Here is an 18,584-nt window from a genome sequence, read left to right on the forward strand (position 1 = left end):
AATCATTGTTAATTTTTAATGAAAATATTTAACAAATAAATTAAACAAAATATTGTTGATTTAGATTTGATTTTACTAATTAAAATGTTTAATTTTGCAATTCACTTTTAAAGGTGATTTAGTTTTTAAAGTTTACAACATTTGTATAGCTCATAATAAGGTTGAGCGTCTCTACGGCAGACCATAAATACTTGCCACTACAAATGAATTTTTTTTCTATAAAATGAGTCTTGAACCACTCAATGTAGAAAATAGTTTGTTTGTTGATGTAGATGATACAAATGGTTTAAACAAAATAAACCAAATAGTACAGCAAACAATACAATGAACCAAAGACTTTTCATTCAGAAGAAATCGAATTTTGACGTTATCAGTCAGAAGACTACAATAGAACTTAGAAACCTTGTACCTAATATTGTGTGCAAGGTTTTTGTTATTTATGATCTTTTTAATATACAAGAAAGCCAGTTGCAAGAGGTTCAAAACAAAGTGTTTGTCGATCCTGTGACAGATGTTGTTTTCAAGTATGTGGAAGATGCAATTATTGAAAACATTCCTCACACTAAAAACTATTTTGCAACCGAATTTTTACCGGGTCAATACAATCAACGTGATGATTCTTCGGAACAATGTTTGGTTTTGATGAATGTTGATAATGTAACCGTAAAATCTGGTTTATTATATGTGTTCAACGAAGATTTGTCTGCGGAGGATTTGAAGAAAGTAAAAGATTACTTAATCAATCCAATAGAATCGCGTGAGAAAGATCTTTCTAAAATGGAAATACCTGCGAATCCAGAAGCAACAGAAGTTCCAATTATAGAAGGTTTTATTTCTGCTGACGAAAATAAATTACAAGATATTTACAACCAGTTTGGATTATCATTAGAGATGGATGATTTAGTTTTTATTCGAGACTATTTCAAATCTATTGATCGTAATCCAACTGAAACTGAATTAAAAGTTTTAGATACTTATTGGTCTGATCATTGTCGTCATACCACTTTCGAGACAGAAATTACAGATGTTGAATTTAATTCTAAATTTAACGAAACGCTACAAAAAACATTCAATTATTACCAACAAGTTCGTCAAGAATTGGGAACAACTAAACCAATTCGTTTGATGGATTTAGCAACTGTTATGGGGAAATATCTTTCTCGTACAGGAGTGGTTAAAAATATTGATGTTTCAGAAGAAATCAATGCATGTTCTATCGTTGTACCAATTGATGTAGAAGGTGTTGAGGAAGAATGGTTATTACAATTTAAAAACGAAACACATAATCACCCAACAGAAGTTGAGCCTTTTGGAGGAGCTTCTACATGTGTTGGAGGTGCAATTCGCGACCCTTTGAGTGGACGTTCTTACGTTTTCCAAGCCATGCGTATTACAGGAGCTGCAAATCCTTTAGAAAAAATTGAAGATACATTACCAGGTAAATTACCACAACGTAAAATCTCGAAAGAAGCAGCAAATGGGTATAGTTCGTATGGAAATCAAATTGGTTTAGCGACAACTTTTGTGAAAGAAATTTATGACGAAGGATACAAAGCAAAACGCATGGAAGTTGGTTTTGTAGCTGGAGCTGTAAAAAAAGAATATGTTCGTCGTGAAGAACCAGTTGCAGGAGACCGAATTATTTTATTAGGTGGAGCAACAGGGCGTGATGGAGTAGGTGGAGCTTCAGGTTCATCTAAAACACATGATGGTTTAAAATTAGACGATTTATCGGCAGAAGTTCAAAAAGGAAATGCAATCGTTGAGCGTAAAATTCAACGTTTATTCCGTAATCCAGAAGTTTTAGCATTAATCAAAAAATGTAACGATTTCGGAGCAGGAGGTGTTTCTGTTGCAATTGGTGAAATTGCACGCGGAATTAATGTTGACTTAGATTTAGTTCCATTAAAATATGCTGGATTAAACGGAACAGAATTAGCGATTTCTGAATCTCAGGAACGTATGGCTGTTGCGGTAGAAGCAAAAGATGTAGACACATTTATTGCATTAGCAAAAGAAGAAAACCTTGATGCGACTTGCGTTGCAGAGGTAACGGGAGATGATAAAATGACTTTAGTTTGGAAAGGAACTAAGATTGTTGAATTAGACCGTCAATTTTTAGATACAAACGGTGTTCGTAAACAAGCTAAAATAGAAGTTACGGACGAAGAATATACAAATCCTTTTGAGAATAAAGCATTCAGTAAAGAAGCTTTTATTGCTATGATGCAAGAGTTAAATCACGCATCGCAAAAAGGTATGGTAGAAATGTTTGACAATAATGTTGGACGTTCTACTATTTTGAATGCTTTTGGTGGAAAAACAATGGATACACCAGAAGATGTTTCAGTACAAAAATTTCCGACAGATGGATTTACAAATGCAGTTTCAATTGCTTCATTTGGTTACAATCCGATTGTTTCTCGTTGGTCAAATTATCACGGAGCCTATTTTGCGGTAATTGATTCGATGACGAAAATTGTTGCAGCAGGAGGAAATTACGCTGATATCCGTTTAACTTTTCAAGAGTATTTTGAGAAATTACGTGACGAAGCTACGCGTTGGGGAAAACCATTTGCAGCTTTGTTAGGAACGATAGAAGCACAAAAACAATTTGGAATTCCTGCAATTGGAGGTAAAGATTCGATGTCTGGATCTTACCAAGATATTGATGTGCCACCAACATTGATTTCGTTTGCAGTAGCACCTTCTAAGGCTGAAAAAATTGTACAAGGAACGTTAGCTGAAAAGAATTCTAAACTTTCAGTTTTTATTCCAACTTTAACAGCTGAATATTTAATTGACGAAGCAAATACCAAAGCTATTTTTGATTTTATCGGATCAATTAATGCTGATGTAAAATCAATGATGACGGTTAAATTTGGTGGTATCGCCGAAACTGTAGCGAATATGGCTTTTGGTAATGAAATTGGATTTGAAATTAACACTGATTTAGATTTAGCAAAATATTATCCAGCATCAATTGTTATAGAACATTCAGAAGAATTAAACATTCCTGCTGAAATTGCTCAAAATTATCATGTTTTAGGTCAGACAAATGATTCAGCTTCATTCCAATTTAATGGAGAAGAAATTAACTTGAAAGAGTTGAAACAACAGTGGAAAGAAACATTCAATTCATTGTTTCCATATAAATCATCTTCTGAAACGCTTGTAGAAGAAAAAGATTTGAAAGCTGAACAAATTTGTTTTGCTTTCGCTGATCATAAAGTAGAAAATCCGAAAGTTTTTATTCCAATTTTTCCAGGAACAAATTCAGAATATGATTCAGCAAAAGCGTTTCGTAGAGAAGGAGCGATTGTTTCGACTTTACCTTTCCGTAATTTAACACAACAAGATGTTGAAGAATCGGTAGATGCTTTTGTGAAAGAAATTAATCAAGCCAATATTTTCTTTATACCAGGAGGTTTCTCAGCTGCTGATGAGCCAGACGGATCAGGGAAATTTATAGCAACGGTTTTACGTAATGAGAAAATAAAAAATGCAATTCACAATCTATTAGAGCGCGATGGATTGGTTTTAGGAATTTGTAATGGTTTTCAAGCATTGATAAAATCGGGATTATTGCCTTATGGTAAAATTCAAGATTTGGAAGAAAATACGCCAACATTAACGTTTAACGAAATTGGTCGACATATCACACAATTGGCAAAAATTAGAGTAAATAAATCGCATTCACCTTGGTTAAAAGGAATGGAAGGTCAAGAATATTGGATTCCGTTTTCACATGGAGAAGGTCGTTTTGTTGCCAATGAGGAGGAGTTAGAAAAGTTAATTGACAAAGGACAAATCGCTACTCAGTTTGTAGATTTAGAAGGAAAATTAGCTGGACAAATGCCTTATAATCCAAATGGATCTACGTTTGCGGTAGAAGGAATTGTATCGCCTTGTGGAAAAGTGTATGGACGTATGGGACATCCAGAGCGTTACGAAGAAGGATTATTCAAAAATATTCCAGGAAATGGATACATGAATATCTTTAAAAATGCGGTAGCGTATTTTAAAGGATAGAATATAGATAGGAGATCTTAGAAATTAGATGAAGAATATCTAAATACTAATATCTAACATCTAATACTAAAAGAAAAAAACAAACAACAAACAAATATCAATTTCGATCCTGAACCAATCGAAATTATTCCGAAATTTAACCCTGAACAAGTTAAATTTCAAACAGACAAACAAACACGAAGTGGACTTTTTCATTTCAAACAAAACAAAAAAACAAAAACGTTTTAACAACAAACAACGATGAGCTTAACAAAAAAAGACTTCATTTACGAAGGGAAAGCAAAACAAGTTTACTCAACAGAGGAAGCAGACAAAGTAATTGTTTATTACAAAGATGACGCAACAGCATTTAATGCTCAAAAGCGTGGAACTGTTGAGGATAAAGGCGAAATGAATAACAAAATTTCGACTTTAATTTTCAACTATTTGATAGAGAAAGGAGTGAAAACTCACTTTATTGAGCAGTTGAATGATCGTGAGCAATTGGTAAAAAAAGTATCTATTATTCCAATTGAAATGGTTGTTCGCAACTATGTTGCTGGGTCTATGGCTCAACGTTTAGGATTAGAGGAAGGAGGAAAATCTCCTGTTACAATCTTCGATATCTGTTACAAAAAAGATGAATTAGGAGATCCATTAATCAACGATCATCACGCGGTTTTATTAGGAGCTGCTACGTATGATGAGTTGAAAGAAATGTACGCTCAAACTGATGTAATCAACGAAGCTTTGAAAGAATTATTCTTGAAAGCAGGATTAATTTTAGCAGATTTCAAAATCGAATTTGGTAAAGATGTTGATGGTAACATTATTTTAGCAGACGAAATTTCTCCTGATACATGTCGTTTGTGGGATGTAGAAACAGGTAAGAAATTAGACAAAGATCGTTTTCGTCGTGATTTAGGTGATGTTTCAGAAGCTTATCACGAAGTTTATAATCGTTTATTAGAAGTTTTAAAATAATCATTTTTTTCATTCAAAATGATTGATAAAAAATTACATAAAAGCCAGTTGAAAGCTGAGTATTTAACAAATTTCTATGAACGAAATTTACTTAAAAAATATGCAGCTGATACGGTGGATAGCGTGAACGAAGAATGTGGTATTTTTGGCGTTTATTCTCCCAACAATATCAACACCTATTCTATCGCACAGTTTGGTTTATTCGCACTTCAGCACCGTGGACAAGAGGGGTGTGGAGTTTCTTTTTTGAAAGATGGAAATATCAAAACGGTTAAAAGATCAGGATTGGTGTTGGATGTTTTCAAGTTGATCGAAGCAGAAATTGATGATTACCAAGGAAACGCAGCAATTGGACATACACGTTATACAACAGCTGGTGGTGGAAGTCGCCGTAATATTCAGCCACTGTACACATACAATATCTATGGAAAACCTCACTTTTCGCTTGCTCACAACGGAAATTTAATTGAAGTTGATGAATTAAGAGCAGAGTTAGAAGCTGAAGGTCTACCATTTTTAGCCACTTCGGACACTGAGGTTTTATTACGTTCTATCCAAAAATATTCGCATTTAGATCTTGTAGAAGCCATTCAGAAAGGAACAGAGAAAGTAAAAGGAGCTTATTCGGTTTTATTATTAACGAATAATCAAATGGCAGCTTTCCGAGATCCTAACGGAATTCGACCATTGTGTTTAGGTAAATTAGATGATGCTTATATAGTTTGTTCTGAGACATGTGCTTTAGATGCTGTTGGAGCTGAATTTATTCGTGATGTAGAACCTGGAGAATTGATTGTAATCAATGAAAAGGGATTGAAATCATATTCATTAAAGCAACCAAAACATCGTAATATTTGTGCATTTGAGTACATTTATTTCGCACGTCCTGACTCGAATATGGAAGGAAAAGAAATCTATGATTTACGTGTGGAATCTGGGCGAAAATTATACGAACAATCTCCAATTGATGCAGATGTTGTGATTGGTGTTCCAGATTCTGGAATTCCCTCTGCGATTGGATATTCAGAAGCATCGGGTATTCCTTACGAACCAATTTTGATTAAGAACCGTTATATGTCGCGTTCGTTTATCGTTCCTTCGCAAGAAATGCGTGAGCGAGTGGTCAACTTAAAATTGAATCCAATTAAAGAAAAAATCAAAGGAAAACGTTTGGTTGTTTTAGATGATTCGATTGTACGTGGAACGACTTCAAAACTTTTAATCAAAATCTTAAAAGAAGCTGGAGCAAAAGAAATTCATTTCCGTTCTGCTTCGCCTCCAATTATTGCTCCTTGTTATTTAGGAATTGATATGCCTTCTAAAGCAGATTTAATTTCGGGAAACAAATCAATTAAAGAGGTTGAAGAATATTTGAATGTAGATTCGTTGGATTTCTTAACAGTTGATAATCTAATTGATTTATTAGGAAGTAAAGAACATTGTTTTGGATGTTTTACAGAAAAATATCCGGTAAATTATACAAATGAAGAGTGTAAAGAGGTTAATCCTTTGCATATCGATTAATTATAATTGTAAAAAGTCAAAAATAAAATGTACTTAATACTTGTTACATTTTACACTAATACAGCAAAAAAATGAGCAATACATATAAACAAGCCGGAGTAGATAAGGAAGAAGGTTATCAAACGGTATCGAAAATTAAAGATGCAGTTGCAGCAACACATAACGAAAATGTGTTAAACGGAATTGGAAGTTTTGGAGCTTTTTACCAATTAGAAGGATATAAAAATCCTGTTTTGGTATCAGGAACTGATGGTGTAGGAACTAAACTACGTGTAGCTTTGGATTCTAAAGTTTACGATACAGTTGGTATTGATTGTTTTGCCATGTGTGCAAATGATATTTTATGCCACGGAGCAAAACCATTATTTTTCTTAGATTATTTAGCTTGTGGAAAATTAGATTCTGATATTGCAGCAGAAATTGTAGGTGGAATTGCACAAGCGTGTAAGGAAACAGGAACAGCATTAATTGGTGGAGAAACTGCAGAAATGCCAGGAATGTACCAGGTTGGTGATTATGATGTTGCAGGTTTTTGTGTTGGAGTAGTAGAGCGTGACGAAATTATTGATGGATCTAAAATAAAAGCTGGACAAGTAATTGTTGCGTTACCATCAAGTGGTTTCCATTCAAACGGATTCTCATTAGTGCGTAGAATTTTCCCAGATTTTAACGAAGAATTTGAAGGTAAACCTTTATTCGAAACATTATTAGTTCCAACAAAATTATATCAAAACGATATTTTTAAAATCAAAGATGCAGGTATCGAAATGACTGGAATTGCTCACATTACAGGTGGTGGATTAATCGAGAATGTTCCTCGTATTATAAATGATGGATTGACTGCTGTAATAGAAAAGGCAAAAATCAACGTACCAACAGTGATGCAAGAATTAGCAAAACGCGGAAATATTGCAGAAGACGAAATGTTTGGAACATTTAATATGGGTGTCGGAATGGTTGTCATCGTTGACCAATCTGATGCTGAAAAAGTAGTGAATATTATTGATGGAAGTGCTGTGATTGGAGAAATTCAGGCTGGTGCGGACAAAATTATATTGAAATAGTAGATTAAATAGTTTAAAAAGCCGGATAAGATTTTCTTATCCGGTTTTTTATTTGCTTTAAAAATTAAAGGCAATAATTATTTATTAAGAACATGAACGGGCATGTTTGTTAAACAAAATTTACATGTCACATTTTCTCTTGCTTTATGAACTGGAATTAACGGGATGAAGAAAAATGATAGGTAATTACGAAATTGTTTATGAACATATTGTCTTTGTTGTTGACAAATAGGACAATCAAATAGTCCTTCTTCTATTGTTTTTGATCGTTCGGTTACACCTGCTATAAATATCATATTTTAATCGTTTGTTCAAAATTACGCAAATTAATAGTTCGTGCTAAAATTCCTATCTTTGCAATTCATACTAAAAATCCAAACTTACACATCATATTATGCAACAATCAAAGGCTTTAGCAATTTTGAAATCTGGTCGAAATGTTTTTTTAACAGGTTCTGCTGGTGCCGGAAAAACATATGTGCTCAATCAGTATATAAAATACCTAAAACAACATGGTGTTCCTGTAGCTATTACAGCTTCTACCGGAATTGCCGCAACGCATATGAATGGTCAAACAATACACTCATGGGCAGGAATTGGGATAAAAGATTATGTTTCTGATCGGTATTTAGCTTCACTTCGTGATAAAAAATATTTTCGCGATAAAATGGATAAAGTCAAAGTCTTGATTATTGATGAAATCTCGATGTTGCACCGAAACCAATTAGATGCTGTAGATTATGTGTTGAAGTTTTTTAAACAAAATGATGAACCTTTTGGAGGTGTTCAAGTCATATTTTCGGGAGATTTTTTCCAGTTACCACCAATTGGTGAAGAATGGGAGGAATCGAAAGATAAATTCTGTTTTATGTCCGATGCTTGGGTACAATCTAAAGTGCATATTTGTTATTTAACAGAGCAATATCGTCAGACGAATAATGCATTGAATGATATTTTGAATGAAATTCGTTCAGGGAATATCACCCAAAAAACAGTTGATTTATTAGAATCTCGAATCGAATATTTTCCAGATGAAATCGATTCTCAAACGCGTTTATATACGCATAATATGGATGTTGATCGAATTAATAAAGGTCAATTGATTAGTATCGATTCTTCTTCAAAAGTATTTGAAGCTAAAGTGGCAGGAAATCCTGCTTTAGTCGAAGTGTTGAAAAAATCAGTTTTAGCAGACGAAGTTTTAGAGCTTAAAATTGGTGCAAAAGTAATGTTTGTTCGTAATAATTTTGAAGTTGGTTTTGTAAACGGAACACTTGGAAATGTATCCGGATATACAGAAAAAGATGAACCAATCATCAAAACATTGGATGGAGAATTTTATATAGCAAAGCCTGAAACATGGGCCATTGAAGACGAAAGTGGAAAAGCATTGGCTTCATTTACTCAGGTTCCGTTAAGATTAGCTTGGGCAATTACCATTCACAAATCGCAAGGAATGACATTAGATTCGGCTTTTATTGATTTATCAAAAGCTTTTGAGAAAGGTCAAGGATATGTGGCATTATCTCGTTTACGCGATCTAAATTCGTTGATGTTGCACGGACTTAATCAAACAGCATTAGAAATTGACTCGTTAGCCATGAAGGCTGACAGACGTTTTCAGGTTTTATCGAATGAAATTGATTCGTTTTTAGATGAAAAAGAATTACAAAATTCTTGGGCAGCTTTTATTCGATATTCAGGCGGAACATTAGATAAAAAGCAAATTGCAAAAAATATCGAAAAAAATAAGACCAAAGAAAAAGGTCAAAAGAAATCAACATACGAAATCACGTTAGAATATGTAAAAGAAGGTTTATCGTTAGATCAAATTGCTGAAAAAAGAGGTTTAACGTCATCCGCAATTGTTGATCATATTGGTAAAATAAAAGAAATCGAACCAGATTTGGATTACTCAAAATTCAAACCTTCTGACAAAATTTTAGATAAAGTTAGAATGGCGTACAGTGAAATCGAATTTGAAGAAAATAAAATTTTAAAACCTATTTATGACTATTACAATGGCGAAATAGGGTACGAAGATATCAAGAAAGCATTACTTTTTATTGATTAAATATGATGATGTCAGTTTAAAAAGGATAAATAACTGACAGAATTGGTCATATTACCCAAAGGAATAATTATTGCTAAATAGATAGCAATAAAAAATGAACGCTTTTTGTATAGAAAGCATCCATAATTTTAAATTTATGACAATAGAAAACAACCACGTAGTAGCTGTTAACTACTCATTGCATACCATCGAAGCGAATGGTGAAAAAGTATTTGTAGAACAATCAAATGCAAAAGAACCTTTGGCTTTTTTAGTTGGAGCTGGGATGATGATTCCAAAATTTGAAGAAGAATTAAAAGGATTATCAGCAGGTGATAAAAAATCTTTTGTAATTTCTCCAGAAGAAGGGTATGGACAAAGAGTAGAAGAAGCTGTTGCTCAGTTACCTTTAGATATGTTCAAAGAGTCTGGATTACCACCAGTTGGTGCTTTATTACCATTAACAGATGATGCAGGAAATCAATTCCGTGCAACTGTTACTGAAGTTACTGAAGAAGCAGTAATTGCAGATTTAAATCCTCCAATGGCAGGAAAGACTTTAGAATTTGAAGTAGAAATTTTAAACGTTCGTCCAGCAACAGAAGAAGAATTGTCTCATGGACATGCTCACGGAGTAGACGGATCAGCAACTCACTAAAAAATATTTCAAAGGCTATTTCAATATGAAGTAGCCTTTTTTATATCTATTTGTATCGTAAATATCATTATAATATAGATTAAATTCAAGTTATATTTTACAGCTACCTTCAACTAAAATCTTATCTTTGCAAAACAAACAAGATTACTTACAAACAAACATGAAAATAGCTGTATTTGTTTCCGGAGGCGGAACAAATCTTCAAAATATTATTGATGCAGTTGAAGACGGAACCTTACCAAATGTCGAGATTTCGATGGTGATGGCAGACCGCGACTGTTATGCAATTGAACGATCGTTGGATAAAAATATCCGAACGTATGTTTTAGACCGAAAAACTTTTTCGGAAGATGCCGAACATAACTTAGAAGGAGAAGATATTGATCTAATTGTTTTGGCAGGTTTTTTAACCATTTTATCTTCAGAATTTACAGAGAAATGGGGTGCTAAAATGATAAATATACATCCGGCATTGTTACCAAAATTTGGAGGTAAAGGAATGTATGGCGCAAAAGTTCACAAAGCGGTTTTAGAAGCTGGTGAAAAAACTTCGGGAGCAACAGTGCATTATGTAACGGCTGGTGTAGACGAAGGGCAAATCATATGTCAAGGAACTTTTGAAATCGAAGAAAATGATGAAATAGCAGATTTGCAACGAAAAGTGGCTGAAGTAGAAAGTGAAATCTACATCAAAGCAATTAAGCAAATTAGTGAAGCATAAATAGAAAAATACCTCAATGTGTTCTGCATTGAGGTATTTTATTTTTCCCGAAATAATAAACAAACAATAAACTTTAAAAACTAAAACAAAATGCAAAAACAGGCGCTAATCAGTGTTTCGGACAAGTCGAACTTGTTAGAATTTGCAAAATTCTTGGTTGAGCAAGATTACAAAATTTTATCAACAGGAGGAACGTACAAACATTTACAAGACAATGGAATCGAAGTGACAGAAGTAAAAGATGTGACAGGTTTTCCAGAAATTTTAGATGGTCGTGTAAAGTCTTTGCATCCTGCTATTCACGGAGGTATAATGGCTCGTCGTTCAGATGAAAATCATATGGCAACAATTGCAGAGCACGGAATTAATCCAATTGATATCGTAATTGTAAACTTATATCCATTCTTCGAGAAGATGAACACAGGTCTTTCCGAAGCAGAAATGATCGAATTTATTGACATAGGAGGACCATCTATGTTGCGATCATCAGCAAAGAATTTCTATGACGTAACAGTTGTAACAGATGTAAACGATTATGAAGTGGTGATGAATGAGATTCGTGAGAATGGTTCTACTTCTATAGAAACACGTAAATTATGTGCTGGTAAAGTGTTCAACTTAACTTCTGCTTATGATGCAGCGATTTCTACGTACATTTTAGGTGAAAACTTTCCTCAATTTTTAGAGTCTTCTTATGAAAAGGTAATGGATTTACGTTATGGTGAAAATCCACATCAAAAAGCAGCCTATTACGTTGATAAAACGAAAAATGGGGCAATGAAAGATTTCGAATATTTACAAGGAAAAGAACTTTCTTTCAATAATATTCGTGATATGGATTTAGCTTACAAAGTGGTTTCAGAATTTGAAGAAACAACATGTTGTGCCGTTAAACACTCAACGCCTTGTGGTGTAGCAATAGGAGAGAATGTGTTAGAAGCTTACGAAAAAGCATACGAATGTGATCCAATGTCAATTTTTGGTGGAATCATCGCTTTTAACAAAGAAGTTGATGGTAAAACTGCGGTTGAATTAAATAAAATTTTCTTAGAAATAGTTATCGCACCTTCATTTACAGAAGAGGCTTTAGAGATTTTCAAACAAAAGAAAAATGTACGCATCATCAAAGTTAAAAATCCAGTTTCGGATAAAGTAACTTACGTAAAAGTTGATGGAGGTTTAATTGTTCAATCGACAGATAATCAATTTTCAACAGATCTTAAAGTGGTAACAGATGTGCAACCTACAGATCGTCAAATGACAGATTTAGTTTTTGCTCAAAAAATTGTAAAATGGGTAAAATCGAATGCAATTGTTGTTGCAACGAATGGTCAAGCTTACGGTATTGGAGGTGGTCAAACGAATCGTATTTGGGCGGCTCAGCAAGCAATTTCTCGCGCGAAAGAAAAAGTGGAAGAAGATTTAGTTTTAGCTTCTGATGCCTTTTTCCCTTTCCGTGATGTAGCTGATTTTGCTGCTGAAAACGGAATCAAAGCGATTATTCAACCAGGTGGATCAATCAAAGATCAAGAGTCAATTGATGCTTGTAATGAGAAAAACATCCCAATGGTATTTACAGGAATGAGACATTTTATGCATTAATTGATAATCAGTTAATGTACTAATTTGAAAATTCGTCAATTCGAGTGTTTTCGTAGAAAATGTATCGAGAATAGAATTTTCGTTTATTATTATTCACTTTTCATTTAAAAATAAAACAAATGAACACAAAAATATTAATCATCGGTTCTGGTGGTCGCGAGCACGCAATTGGGTGGAAATTTGCTGAGGATTTCAAACGAAAAGGACAAGAATTAGAATTGTTCTTTATTCCAGGAAACGCAGGTACGGCGCAAATAGGTACGAATGTTTCAGTTTCTTCGATTGAAGAGATGAAGGATTTTGCAAAGGAAAATCAAATCGATTTAACTTTTGTAGGTCCAGAAGCAGAATTATCGGAAGGAATTGTTGATATTTTTCAGAAAGAAAATTTAAATGTTTTTGGACCACATAAAGATGCCGCTCAATTGGAAGCTTCTAAAGCTTTTGCGAAAGATTTTATGGATCAATATGGTGTGAAAACTGCGAAATATAAAAATTTTCAAGGACCAATGTTGGCGATTGATTATTTAAAAGAACAAGAATATCCAATTGTTGTAAAAGCTTCTGGTTTAGCTGCAGGAAAAGGTGTTATTATCTGTCAAGATTTCGATGAAGCTAAACAAGCTGTCTTAGATATTATGGAAGATAAAACCTTTGGAGATGCAGGAAATGAAGTGGTAATCGAAGAATATTTAGAAGGTTTTGAAGCGTCTATTTTATCTTTTTTCAATGGAAAGAAAATCGTTCCGTTTGTATCAGCAAAAGACCACAAAAAAATTGGTGAAGGAGAAACTGGTTTAAACACTGGTGGAATGGGCGTTATTGCTCCAAATCCATTGTTTACGGACGAGCATTTCAAAATGTTCGAAGAAGAAATTATGGAACCAACTAAATGTGGTTTGATCAAAGAAGGATTAGAGTTCGCCGGCGTAATTTTCTTTGGATTGATGATTACAACAAAAGGTGTTTATTTGTTAGAATATAACCTAAGAATGGGCGATCCAGAAACGCAAACAACTTTACCTTTATTAGAAAATGATTTATTTGATGCGGTTAACAAAGCAATCAAAGGTGAAGACTTTAACTTGAATTTCAAAAATCAACATGCATGTTGTGTAGTGATGGTTTCGGGCGGATACCCAGGAAATTATGACAAAGGTTTTGAGATTCGTGGTTTACAAAATGTAACTTGTCCTAATTTTATTGCAGGAGCCAAGTTGTCAGAAGATCAAATTGTGACTTCTGGCGGACGTGTAATTAATGTTGTTGGTTTAGGAGATACGTTAGAACAAGCACGAGAAACAGCTTATGAAAACATCAAGAAAGTACATTTTGATTACGAATATTACCGAAATGATATTGGAGTAATTCAATAAAAAATACAGTTTATATGATTAAAAAATGCGTTTCATTTGAAACGCATTTTTAGTTTATTCTGAAAATTCGACGTGATAAACATCGCTTTTATTTCGATTTATTTTTCGGTATTCAAACCCTCCAGCTTGAGGGATAATTTCGACAAGATCAAACGATCGACAACTTTTTGGTAAACCATTAAAGATTAAAGTAAAATTTAAAGAAGATTTTTCTTCGATATATGTCCAATTTGGATACATTGTAATTCCGTCTGCAAAAACCAATTGACAACGTTTTCCTGATTGATTATCAATTATAAAAGTAGATGGCCAAATCCGAGCTGCATTTGCATATTCGTCAGCATTCATACAACAATGTATAATGACTTGACTTTCTTCTTCTATATTTGTTAAAAGTTCAGTATCAATAAAAATTTTCTCTTCAAGAATAGTTGCACTCATTATTTTGCAATTTTTTTGATGTACAATTCTTCTACTTTTTTTCGTGCCCAATCTGTTTTTCGAAGAAATTTTAAAGAAGATTTTAAACTCGGATTATCATTAAAACATTTGATGTTTATTTGATTACCTAAACCTTCCCATCCACCATAATAAATGATTAATTCTTCGATAATATCGTCTAATCGTTTTCCGTGTAATGGATTATTTTTTTGACTTTCCATTTTGCAAAATTACGAAAAATGTTTTTGTTGAATTTAAGATAAAATAATCTTTCTAAAACTCGTACTTTTCTTCCAATTGTTTTGCTAAAAGAAGAATATCATCTACGCGAGCTAATTGTTCAATCCAATGAGAAGGTATAGTTTCTATTCCATAAAATATTCCGGCTATTCCGCCAGCAATACATGCAGTTGTATCGGTGTCATGTCCTAAATTAACAGCTTTTAAAACACAGTTTTTATACGAATCGGTATGCAATAAACACCATATAGAAGCTTCTAAACTATCAATCACATAACCTGTTGAATTTATATCATCTTCTTTTAGATCAATTAATTTTCCACTTAAAATTCGATCAAAGTATGTAAGCTCTTTTTTATAGATTTCATTTTCTTCTAAAAATAATTTCAACCAAAAATTAGTATTCAAATATGCTTCTTCCAAATTTTCAGCATCCAAAGTGTTCAATGCAAATTCAATATAATAAACACAAGCTAAAATAGAACGATTGTGTGCATGCGTAATAGACGAAACTTCTTTTACAATTTCGAAACGTTCTTCAATCGATAAATCTTTTGTAAAAACAGCCAAAGGTAAAATGCGCATCAACGAACCATTTCCATTCTCACCTTCCTCTTTAGAACCAGCTTCACTTGGATGTTTTACTACTCGTAGGCGATTAATCGCTTTTCTTGTCGTAATTCCAACATCAAAAACTTCACCGTCAGCAGTCCAGTAACCTTCGTGCATCCACATCTGAAATTTTTCTGCAATATCGTTAACATTGTATCCATTACAAAGCGATTCGGCCAAACAAAACATCAACGAGCTGTCATCGGAAAAAGTTCCGGGAGGCATATTGTAAGTTCCATAACCTATCATATCCGTTATTGGATTTTGTTGTAAATCTTGCCTACTTTTAAACTCAACTGGCACTCCTAATGCATCAGCAACGGCTGATCCAATTAATATATTTTTCGAAAAATATCTACTATTCATTTCTACTATTTTATGAATTGAAAATACTTGTTTTTTTTGAATATATCCAAATTATTTTTAAAATATTATGAATTAATCATAATAAATTTATCTATTTCGGATAAAACATTAAAAAAGTTATAATAGACATCAAAGTATGAGTCGACTTGTCAGTTTTGTTAAAATTGGAACTGATTTTGATTGATTTAAATCACAAAACTTATAAATTACTATGGCTTTTATAGATTATTATACAACATTAGGTTTGCAAAAAACCGCATCACAAGATGAGATAAAAAAAGCGTATCGGAAATTGGCGCGTAAGTATCACCCTGATCTTAATCCTAATAATGAAGAAGCTGCACATAAATTTAAAGAATTAAACGAAGCAAACGAAGTGCTGAGCGATCCAGAAAAACGTAAAAAATACGATAAGTATGGGGAAAATTGGCAACATGGAGAAGAATATGAAAAAGCACGTCAACAACAGCAACAATATCAATATAGTAATAGAGATTTTGATGGAGCTGAAGGTTTCGGTGATTTTGATGGTTATTCAGATTTTTTTAGTTCGATGTTTGGACGCGAAGGTAGAAGCCGTTCAACAGGTTATAAAGGACAAGATGTAAATGCCAGTTTGACATTGAATTTGACAGATACGTTGACTTCTCACAAACAAACTTTCGCTGTAAATGGTAAAAATATTCGAATTACAATTCCTGCAGGTGTAGAAGATGGACAAACAATTAAGATAAAAGGTCATGGCGGGAAAGGCTATAACAATGGTCCGAATGGAGATTTGTATCTCACATTTCATATTCAAAATAATACACAGTTTGAAGTGAATGGTGCGGATTTATCGACAACCGTTGAGGTGGATATGTACGACGCAATACTGGGAGGAGAAGTGATGATTGATACACTTTCTGGAAAAGTAAAAGTGCCAATTAAAGAAGGAACAGAAAATAATAAAAAGGTAAAATTGAAAGGAAAAGGTTTGCCAATTTATAAGAAAGAGAATCAGTTTGGAGATTTGTATGTGACATTTTCTGTCAAAATTCCGACGCAATTATCGGTCGAAGAGAAAGAATTATTCGAGAAATTACGTTCAATTAAAAAAGTATAAAACCATGAAAAACATCACAATATCAGTTGTTCAATATTGTCATTATCATCAGATTGAACCTCAATTTTTAATTGATTTATACAAGAATGATTTAGTCGTTTTACACGAACGTAACCAAGAATATTTTATCGAAGAAAATGATTTGAAATTAATCGAACGATTTATTCAATTTCATTATGATTTAGGCGTTAATTTAGAAGGTTTAGAAGTGATTCATCATTTGTTGAAACAAATAGAAACATTACAAAAACAATTAAAATAATCGAAATCAAAAACAACCTTTGCAGATAAATGCAAAGGTTGTCTTATTTTTGCATAAATATTTTTGTATGGATACTCCCGAGAAAAAGAGTAAATTAAAAAAATTACATTCGCGCAATCGTCATTTAGCGCCCTATAATTTTGAAAAACTATGTGCTATTCATCCAGCACTTTCTAAATATATCAAACCAAATAAAGAGAACGAACCAACGATTAATTTTTCGGACAGAGAAGCAGTAAAAGCGTTAAACAAAGCTTTGTTAAAAACGTATTACGATATTGATTATTGGGAATTACCAAAAGATAACTTATGTCCACCTATCCCAGGTCGTGCAGATTATATTCATTATATCGCAGATATTTTGGGCGAAGGTTTTGATGGAGTAATTCCACGCGGAAAAGACGTAAGAGTTTTAGATATTGGAGTTGGTGCGAATTGTATTTATCCGATTATTGGAAATCACGAATATGATTGGAATTTTGTAGGAGCAGAATTGGATTATGCATCTTTCAAAAATGCGGAAGAAATTGTGAAGAAAAATACACGATTACGCAATAAAGTAGAGATTAGAATGCAATTTAATCCAAATAATATTTTTAAGAATATTATAAAACAAGGTGAAAAATTCGACATTACGATTTGTAATCCGCCATTTTTTAGATCAAATCAAGAAGTGATGGAACAAACCATGCGTAAATTGAAAAATTTAGGTCAAAAATCGGATCAAAAACCTATTCAAAACTTTGGTGGAAATAATTCAGAACTTTGGTGTAGAGGAGGAGAGCGCTTATTTATCACGAAAATGATCAAAGAAAGTGCAGAGTTTAAACATCAAGTGAAATGGTTTACAACTTTAGTGTCAAAGAAAGAGAATGTTCGAATTTTAGAAGGAATTTTGAAACGTGAAAAAGTAAGAGATTACCGAATTGTAAATATGCAACAAGGAAATAAAGTTTCTCGTTTGTTGGTTTGGAGATTTTAAACCATTTATTTAAAATTATTCCAAATTTTTTAAATAAATAGTTTAGGATTAATAATTTTTTACCTTGGGAAAATAAAATTAATCAAAAATGAAATCGAATAAAATTGTAGCTTCTTTGGGAGCAGCAGCTTTGATGTTTAGTATTTTTTCTTTTACAACTTCTCTTCAAATTGATACAGGAAAAGCAATTGCAACTTCTGAATGGAAAAATTTAAAAGTTTTACCACAAAATATTTCTAAAGATAGTTTGAAAGGTCTAATGCGTGGCTATAATGCAGCATTAGGAGTGAAATGTAATTTTTGTCACGCGGAGAATCCAGAAACAAATGAAATGGATTTTGCAAGTGATGCAAAAAAAGAAAAAGAGTTCGCTCGTCATATGATTGTGATGACACGTGACATTAATGCAAAAAATTTCAATTGGGAGAATGTCGAAAATCCTGAAATGATCAACGTTGTGACGTGCGCAATGTGCCACAGAGGAAACGAAAGTCCTACTGAATCATTAAAGAATGCAGCTGAAATAAAAAGTGTAGTGGAAGTTACAAAACCATTAAAGGAGGCTATAAAAAAATAAAAGTAG

General features: G+C 33.0%; 17 protein-coding genes and 1 riboswitch. Of the genes, 13 read left to right on the forward strand and 4 right to left on the reverse strand.

Going from position 1 to position 18,584, the window contains the following annotated elements:
• Positions 1-121: 121 nt before the first annotated feature.
• A riboswitch (purine riboswitch) is annotated at positions 122-220 on the forward strand.
• 104 nt (positions 221-324) lie between these two features.
• The 4 genes from IF125_RS04530 to purM all read left to right on the forward strand — a co-directional run bounded on the left by IF125_RS04530 (position 325) and on the right by purM (position 7,583).
• Positions 325-4,032 carry a phosphoribosylformylglycinamidine synthase gene (locus tag IF125_RS04530; protein WP_225541672.1) on the forward strand — a complete coding sequence of 1,236 codons (3,708 nt, stop codon included), beginning with the start codon at positions 325-327 and terminating at the stop codon, positions 4,030-4,032.
• A 240-nt stretch (positions 4,033-4,272) separates the two neighbouring features.
• On the forward strand, positions 4,273-4,995 hold the full coding sequence (gene purC / locus IF125_RS04535; protein ID WP_171622002.1) for a phosphoribosylaminoimidazolesuccinocarboxamide synthase: 723 nt from the start codon (positions 4,273-4,275) through the stop codon (positions 4,993-4,995).
• Between the two features lie 18 nt (positions 4,996-5,013).
• Positions 5,014-6,519: an amidophosphoribosyltransferase gene (gene purF / locus IF125_RS04540; protein WP_188319816.1), complete on the forward strand. Its 1,506-nt coding sequence runs from the start codon at positions 5,014-5,016 to the stop codon at positions 6,517-6,519.
• A gap of 71 nt (positions 6,520-6,590) precedes the next feature.
• Positions 6,591-7,583, forward strand: a complete 993-nt coding sequence (purM, locus tag IF125_RS04545) for a phosphoribosylformylglycinamidine cyclo-ligase (protein ID WP_225541673.1) — start codon at positions 6,591-6,593, stop codon at positions 7,581-7,583.
• 77 nt (positions 7,584-7,660) lie between these two features.
• Here purM and IF125_RS04550 read toward each other — a convergent pair whose 3' ends face one another.
• Complete coding sequence (locus IF125_RS04550) at positions 7,661-7,879, reverse strand: zinc-ribbon domain-containing protein (RefSeq protein ID WP_225541674.1); 219 nt, start codon at positions 7,877-7,879, stop codon at positions 7,661-7,663.
• A gap of 98 nt (positions 7,880-7,977) precedes the next feature.
• On the opposite strand from IF125_RS04550, the gene IF125_RS04555 reads away from it, so the two are divergent.
• From IF125_RS04555 to purD, 5 genes are all read left to right on the forward strand, one after another.
• Positions 7,978-9,657 carry an AAA family ATPase gene (locus tag IF125_RS04555; protein ID WP_171621998.1) on the forward strand — a complete coding sequence of 560 codons (1,680 nt, stop codon included), beginning with the start codon at positions 7,978-7,980 and terminating at the stop codon, positions 9,655-9,657.
• A 136-nt stretch (positions 9,658-9,793) separates the two neighbouring features.
• Positions 9,794-10,294 (forward strand): FKBP-type peptidyl-prolyl cis-trans isomerase, encoded by a 501-nt coding sequence (locus tag IF125_RS04560; RefSeq protein WP_171621997.1) that lies wholly within the window; start codon positions 9,794-9,796, stop codon positions 10,292-10,294.
• A 160-nt stretch (positions 10,295-10,454) separates the two neighbouring features.
• On the forward strand, positions 10,455-11,015 hold the full coding sequence (purN, locus tag IF125_RS04565) for a phosphoribosylglycinamide formyltransferase (protein ID WP_225541714.1): 561 nt from the start codon (positions 10,455-10,457) through the stop codon (positions 11,013-11,015).
• A gap of 90 nt (positions 11,016-11,105) precedes the next feature.
• Positions 11,106-12,617: a bifunctional phosphoribosylaminoimidazolecarboxamide formyltransferase/IMP cyclohydrolase gene (purH, locus tag IF125_RS04570; protein ID WP_225541675.1), complete on the forward strand. Its 1,512-nt coding sequence runs from the start codon at positions 11,106-11,108 to the stop codon at positions 12,615-12,617.
• 119 nt (positions 12,618-12,736) lie between these two features.
• Positions 12,737-13,993 carry a phosphoribosylamine--glycine ligase gene (purD, locus tag IF125_RS04575; protein WP_225541676.1) on the forward strand — a complete coding sequence of 419 codons (1,257 nt, stop codon included), beginning with the start codon at positions 12,737-12,739 and terminating at the stop codon, positions 13,991-13,993.
• Positions 13,994-14,047: 54 nt separating this feature from the next.
• Here purD and IF125_RS04580 read toward each other — a convergent pair whose 3' ends face one another.
• From IF125_RS04580 to IF125_RS04590, 3 genes are read right to left on the reverse strand one after another with little or no spacing between them, the layout of a single operon-like run.
• Positions 14,048-14,434, reverse strand: a complete 387-nt coding sequence (locus IF125_RS04580) for a hypothetical protein (protein ID WP_171621993.1) — start codon at positions 14,432-14,434, stop codon at positions 14,048-14,050.
• Positions 14,434-14,655, reverse strand: a complete 222-nt coding sequence (locus IF125_RS04585; RefSeq protein ID WP_171621992.1) for a VF530 family protein — start codon at positions 14,653-14,655, stop codon at positions 14,434-14,436. The genes IF125_RS04580 and IF125_RS04585 overlap by 1 nt, the downstream gene beginning before the upstream one ends.
• Before the next feature lie 52 nt (positions 14,656-14,707).
• The gene (locus IF125_RS04590) at positions 14,708-15,652 is read right to left on the reverse strand and encodes an ADP-ribosylglycohydrolase family protein (RefSeq protein WP_225541677.1); all 945 of its coding nucleotides are present in this window, start codon (positions 15,650-15,652) and stop codon (positions 14,708-14,710) included.
• Between the two features lie 211 nt (positions 15,653-15,863).
• Between IF125_RS04590 and IF125_RS04595 the strand changes: the two genes are divergently transcribed.
• From IF125_RS04595 to IF125_RS04610, 4 genes are all read left to right on the forward strand, one after another.
• Entirely contained in the window at positions 15,864-16,757 is an 894-nt protein-coding gene (locus IF125_RS04595) for a DnaJ C-terminal domain-containing protein (protein ID WP_225541678.1), read from the forward strand.
• Between the two features lie 4 nt (positions 16,758-16,761).
• Complete coding sequence (locus IF125_RS04600; protein ID WP_225541679.1) at positions 16,762-17,019, forward strand: chaperone modulator CbpM; 258 nt, start codon at positions 16,762-16,764, stop codon at positions 17,017-17,019.
• A gap of 67 nt (positions 17,020-17,086) precedes the next feature.
• Positions 17,087-18,001: a 23S rRNA (adenine(1618)-N(6))-methyltransferase RlmF gene (rlmF, locus tag IF125_RS04605; RefSeq protein WP_171621987.1), complete on the forward strand. Its 915-nt coding sequence runs from the start codon at positions 17,087-17,089 to the stop codon at positions 17,999-18,001.
• 88 nt (positions 18,002-18,089) lie between these two features.
• The gene (locus IF125_RS04610; protein WP_225541680.1) at positions 18,090-18,578 is read left to right on the forward strand and encodes a c-type cytochrome; all 489 of its coding nucleotides are present in this window, start codon (positions 18,090-18,092) and stop codon (positions 18,576-18,578) included.
• The last annotated feature ends 6 nt before the right edge of the window (positions 18,579-18,584 follow it).

Origin of the sequence: Empedobacter stercoris, assembly GCF_020281205.1 — a bacterium.
GTDB classification, from domain to species: domain Bacteria; phylum Bacteroidota; class Bacteroidia; order Flavobacteriales; family Weeksellaceae; genus Empedobacter; species Empedobacter stercoris.

What these genes read in the sequence shown, in the direction of transcription:
- IF125_RS04550 (WP_225541674.1), bottom strand. Translation starts at nt 7,879, where the DNA reads ATGATATTTATAGCAGGTGTAACCGAACGATCAAAAACAATAGAAGAA.
- IF125_RS04580 (WP_171621993.1), bottom strand. Translation starts at nt 14,434, where the DNA reads ATGAGTGCAACTATTCTTGAAGAGAAAATTTTTATTGATACTGAACTT.
- IF125_RS04610 (WP_225541680.1), top strand. Translation starts at nt 18,090, where the DNA reads ATGAAATCGAATAAAATTGTAGCTTCTTTGGGAGCAGCAGCTTTGATG.
- IF125_RS04560 (WP_171621997.1), top strand. Translation starts at nt 9,794, where the DNA reads ATGACAATAGAAAACAACCACGTAGTAGCTGTTAACTACTCATTGCAT.
- purC (WP_171622002.1), top strand. Translation starts at nt 4,273, where the DNA reads ATGAGCTTAACAAAAAAAGACTTCATTTACGAAGGGAAAGCAAAACAA.
- IF125_RS04595 (WP_225541678.1), top strand. Translation starts at nt 15,864, where the DNA reads ATGGCTTTTATAGATTATTATACAACATTAGGTTTGCAAAAAACCGCA.
- purM (WP_225541673.1), top strand. Translation starts at nt 6,591, where the DNA reads ATGAGCAATACATATAAACAAGCCGGAGTAGATAAGGAAGAAGGTTAT.
- purF (WP_188319816.1), top strand. Translation starts at nt 5,014, where the DNA reads ATGATTGATAAAAAATTACATAAAAGCCAGTTGAAAGCTGAGTATTTA.
- IF125_RS04600 (WP_225541679.1), top strand. Translation starts at nt 16,762, where the DNA reads ATGAAAAACATCACAATATCAGTTGTTCAATATTGTCATTATCATCAG.
- purN (WP_225541714.1), top strand. Translation starts at nt 10,455, where the DNA reads ATGAAAATAGCTGTATTTGTTTCCGGAGGCGGAACAAATCTTCAAAAT.
- IF125_RS04585 (WP_171621992.1), bottom strand. Translation starts at nt 14,655, where the DNA reads ATGGAAAGTCAAAAAAATAATCCATTACACGGAAAACGATTAGACGAT.
- IF125_RS04590 (WP_225541677.1), bottom strand. Translation starts at nt 15,652, where the DNA reads ATGAATAGTAGATATTTTTCGAAAAATATATTAATTGGATCAGCCGTT.
- purH (WP_225541675.1), top strand. Translation starts at nt 11,106, where the DNA reads ATGCAAAAACAGGCGCTAATCAGTGTTTCGGACAAGTCGAACTTGTTA.
- IF125_RS04530 (WP_225541672.1), top strand. Translation starts at nt 325, where the DNA reads ATGAACCAAAGACTTTTCATTCAGAAGAAATCGAATTTTGACGTTATC.
- IF125_RS04555 (WP_171621998.1), top strand. Translation starts at nt 7,978, where the DNA reads ATGCAACAATCAAAGGCTTTAGCAATTTTGAAATCTGGTCGAAATGTT.
- purD (WP_225541676.1), top strand. Translation starts at nt 12,737, where the DNA reads ATGAACACAAAAATATTAATCATCGGTTCTGGTGGTCGCGAGCACGCA.
- rlmF (WP_171621987.1), top strand. Translation starts at nt 17,087, where the DNA reads ATGGATACTCCCGAGAAAAAGAGTAAATTAAAAAAATTACATTCGCGC.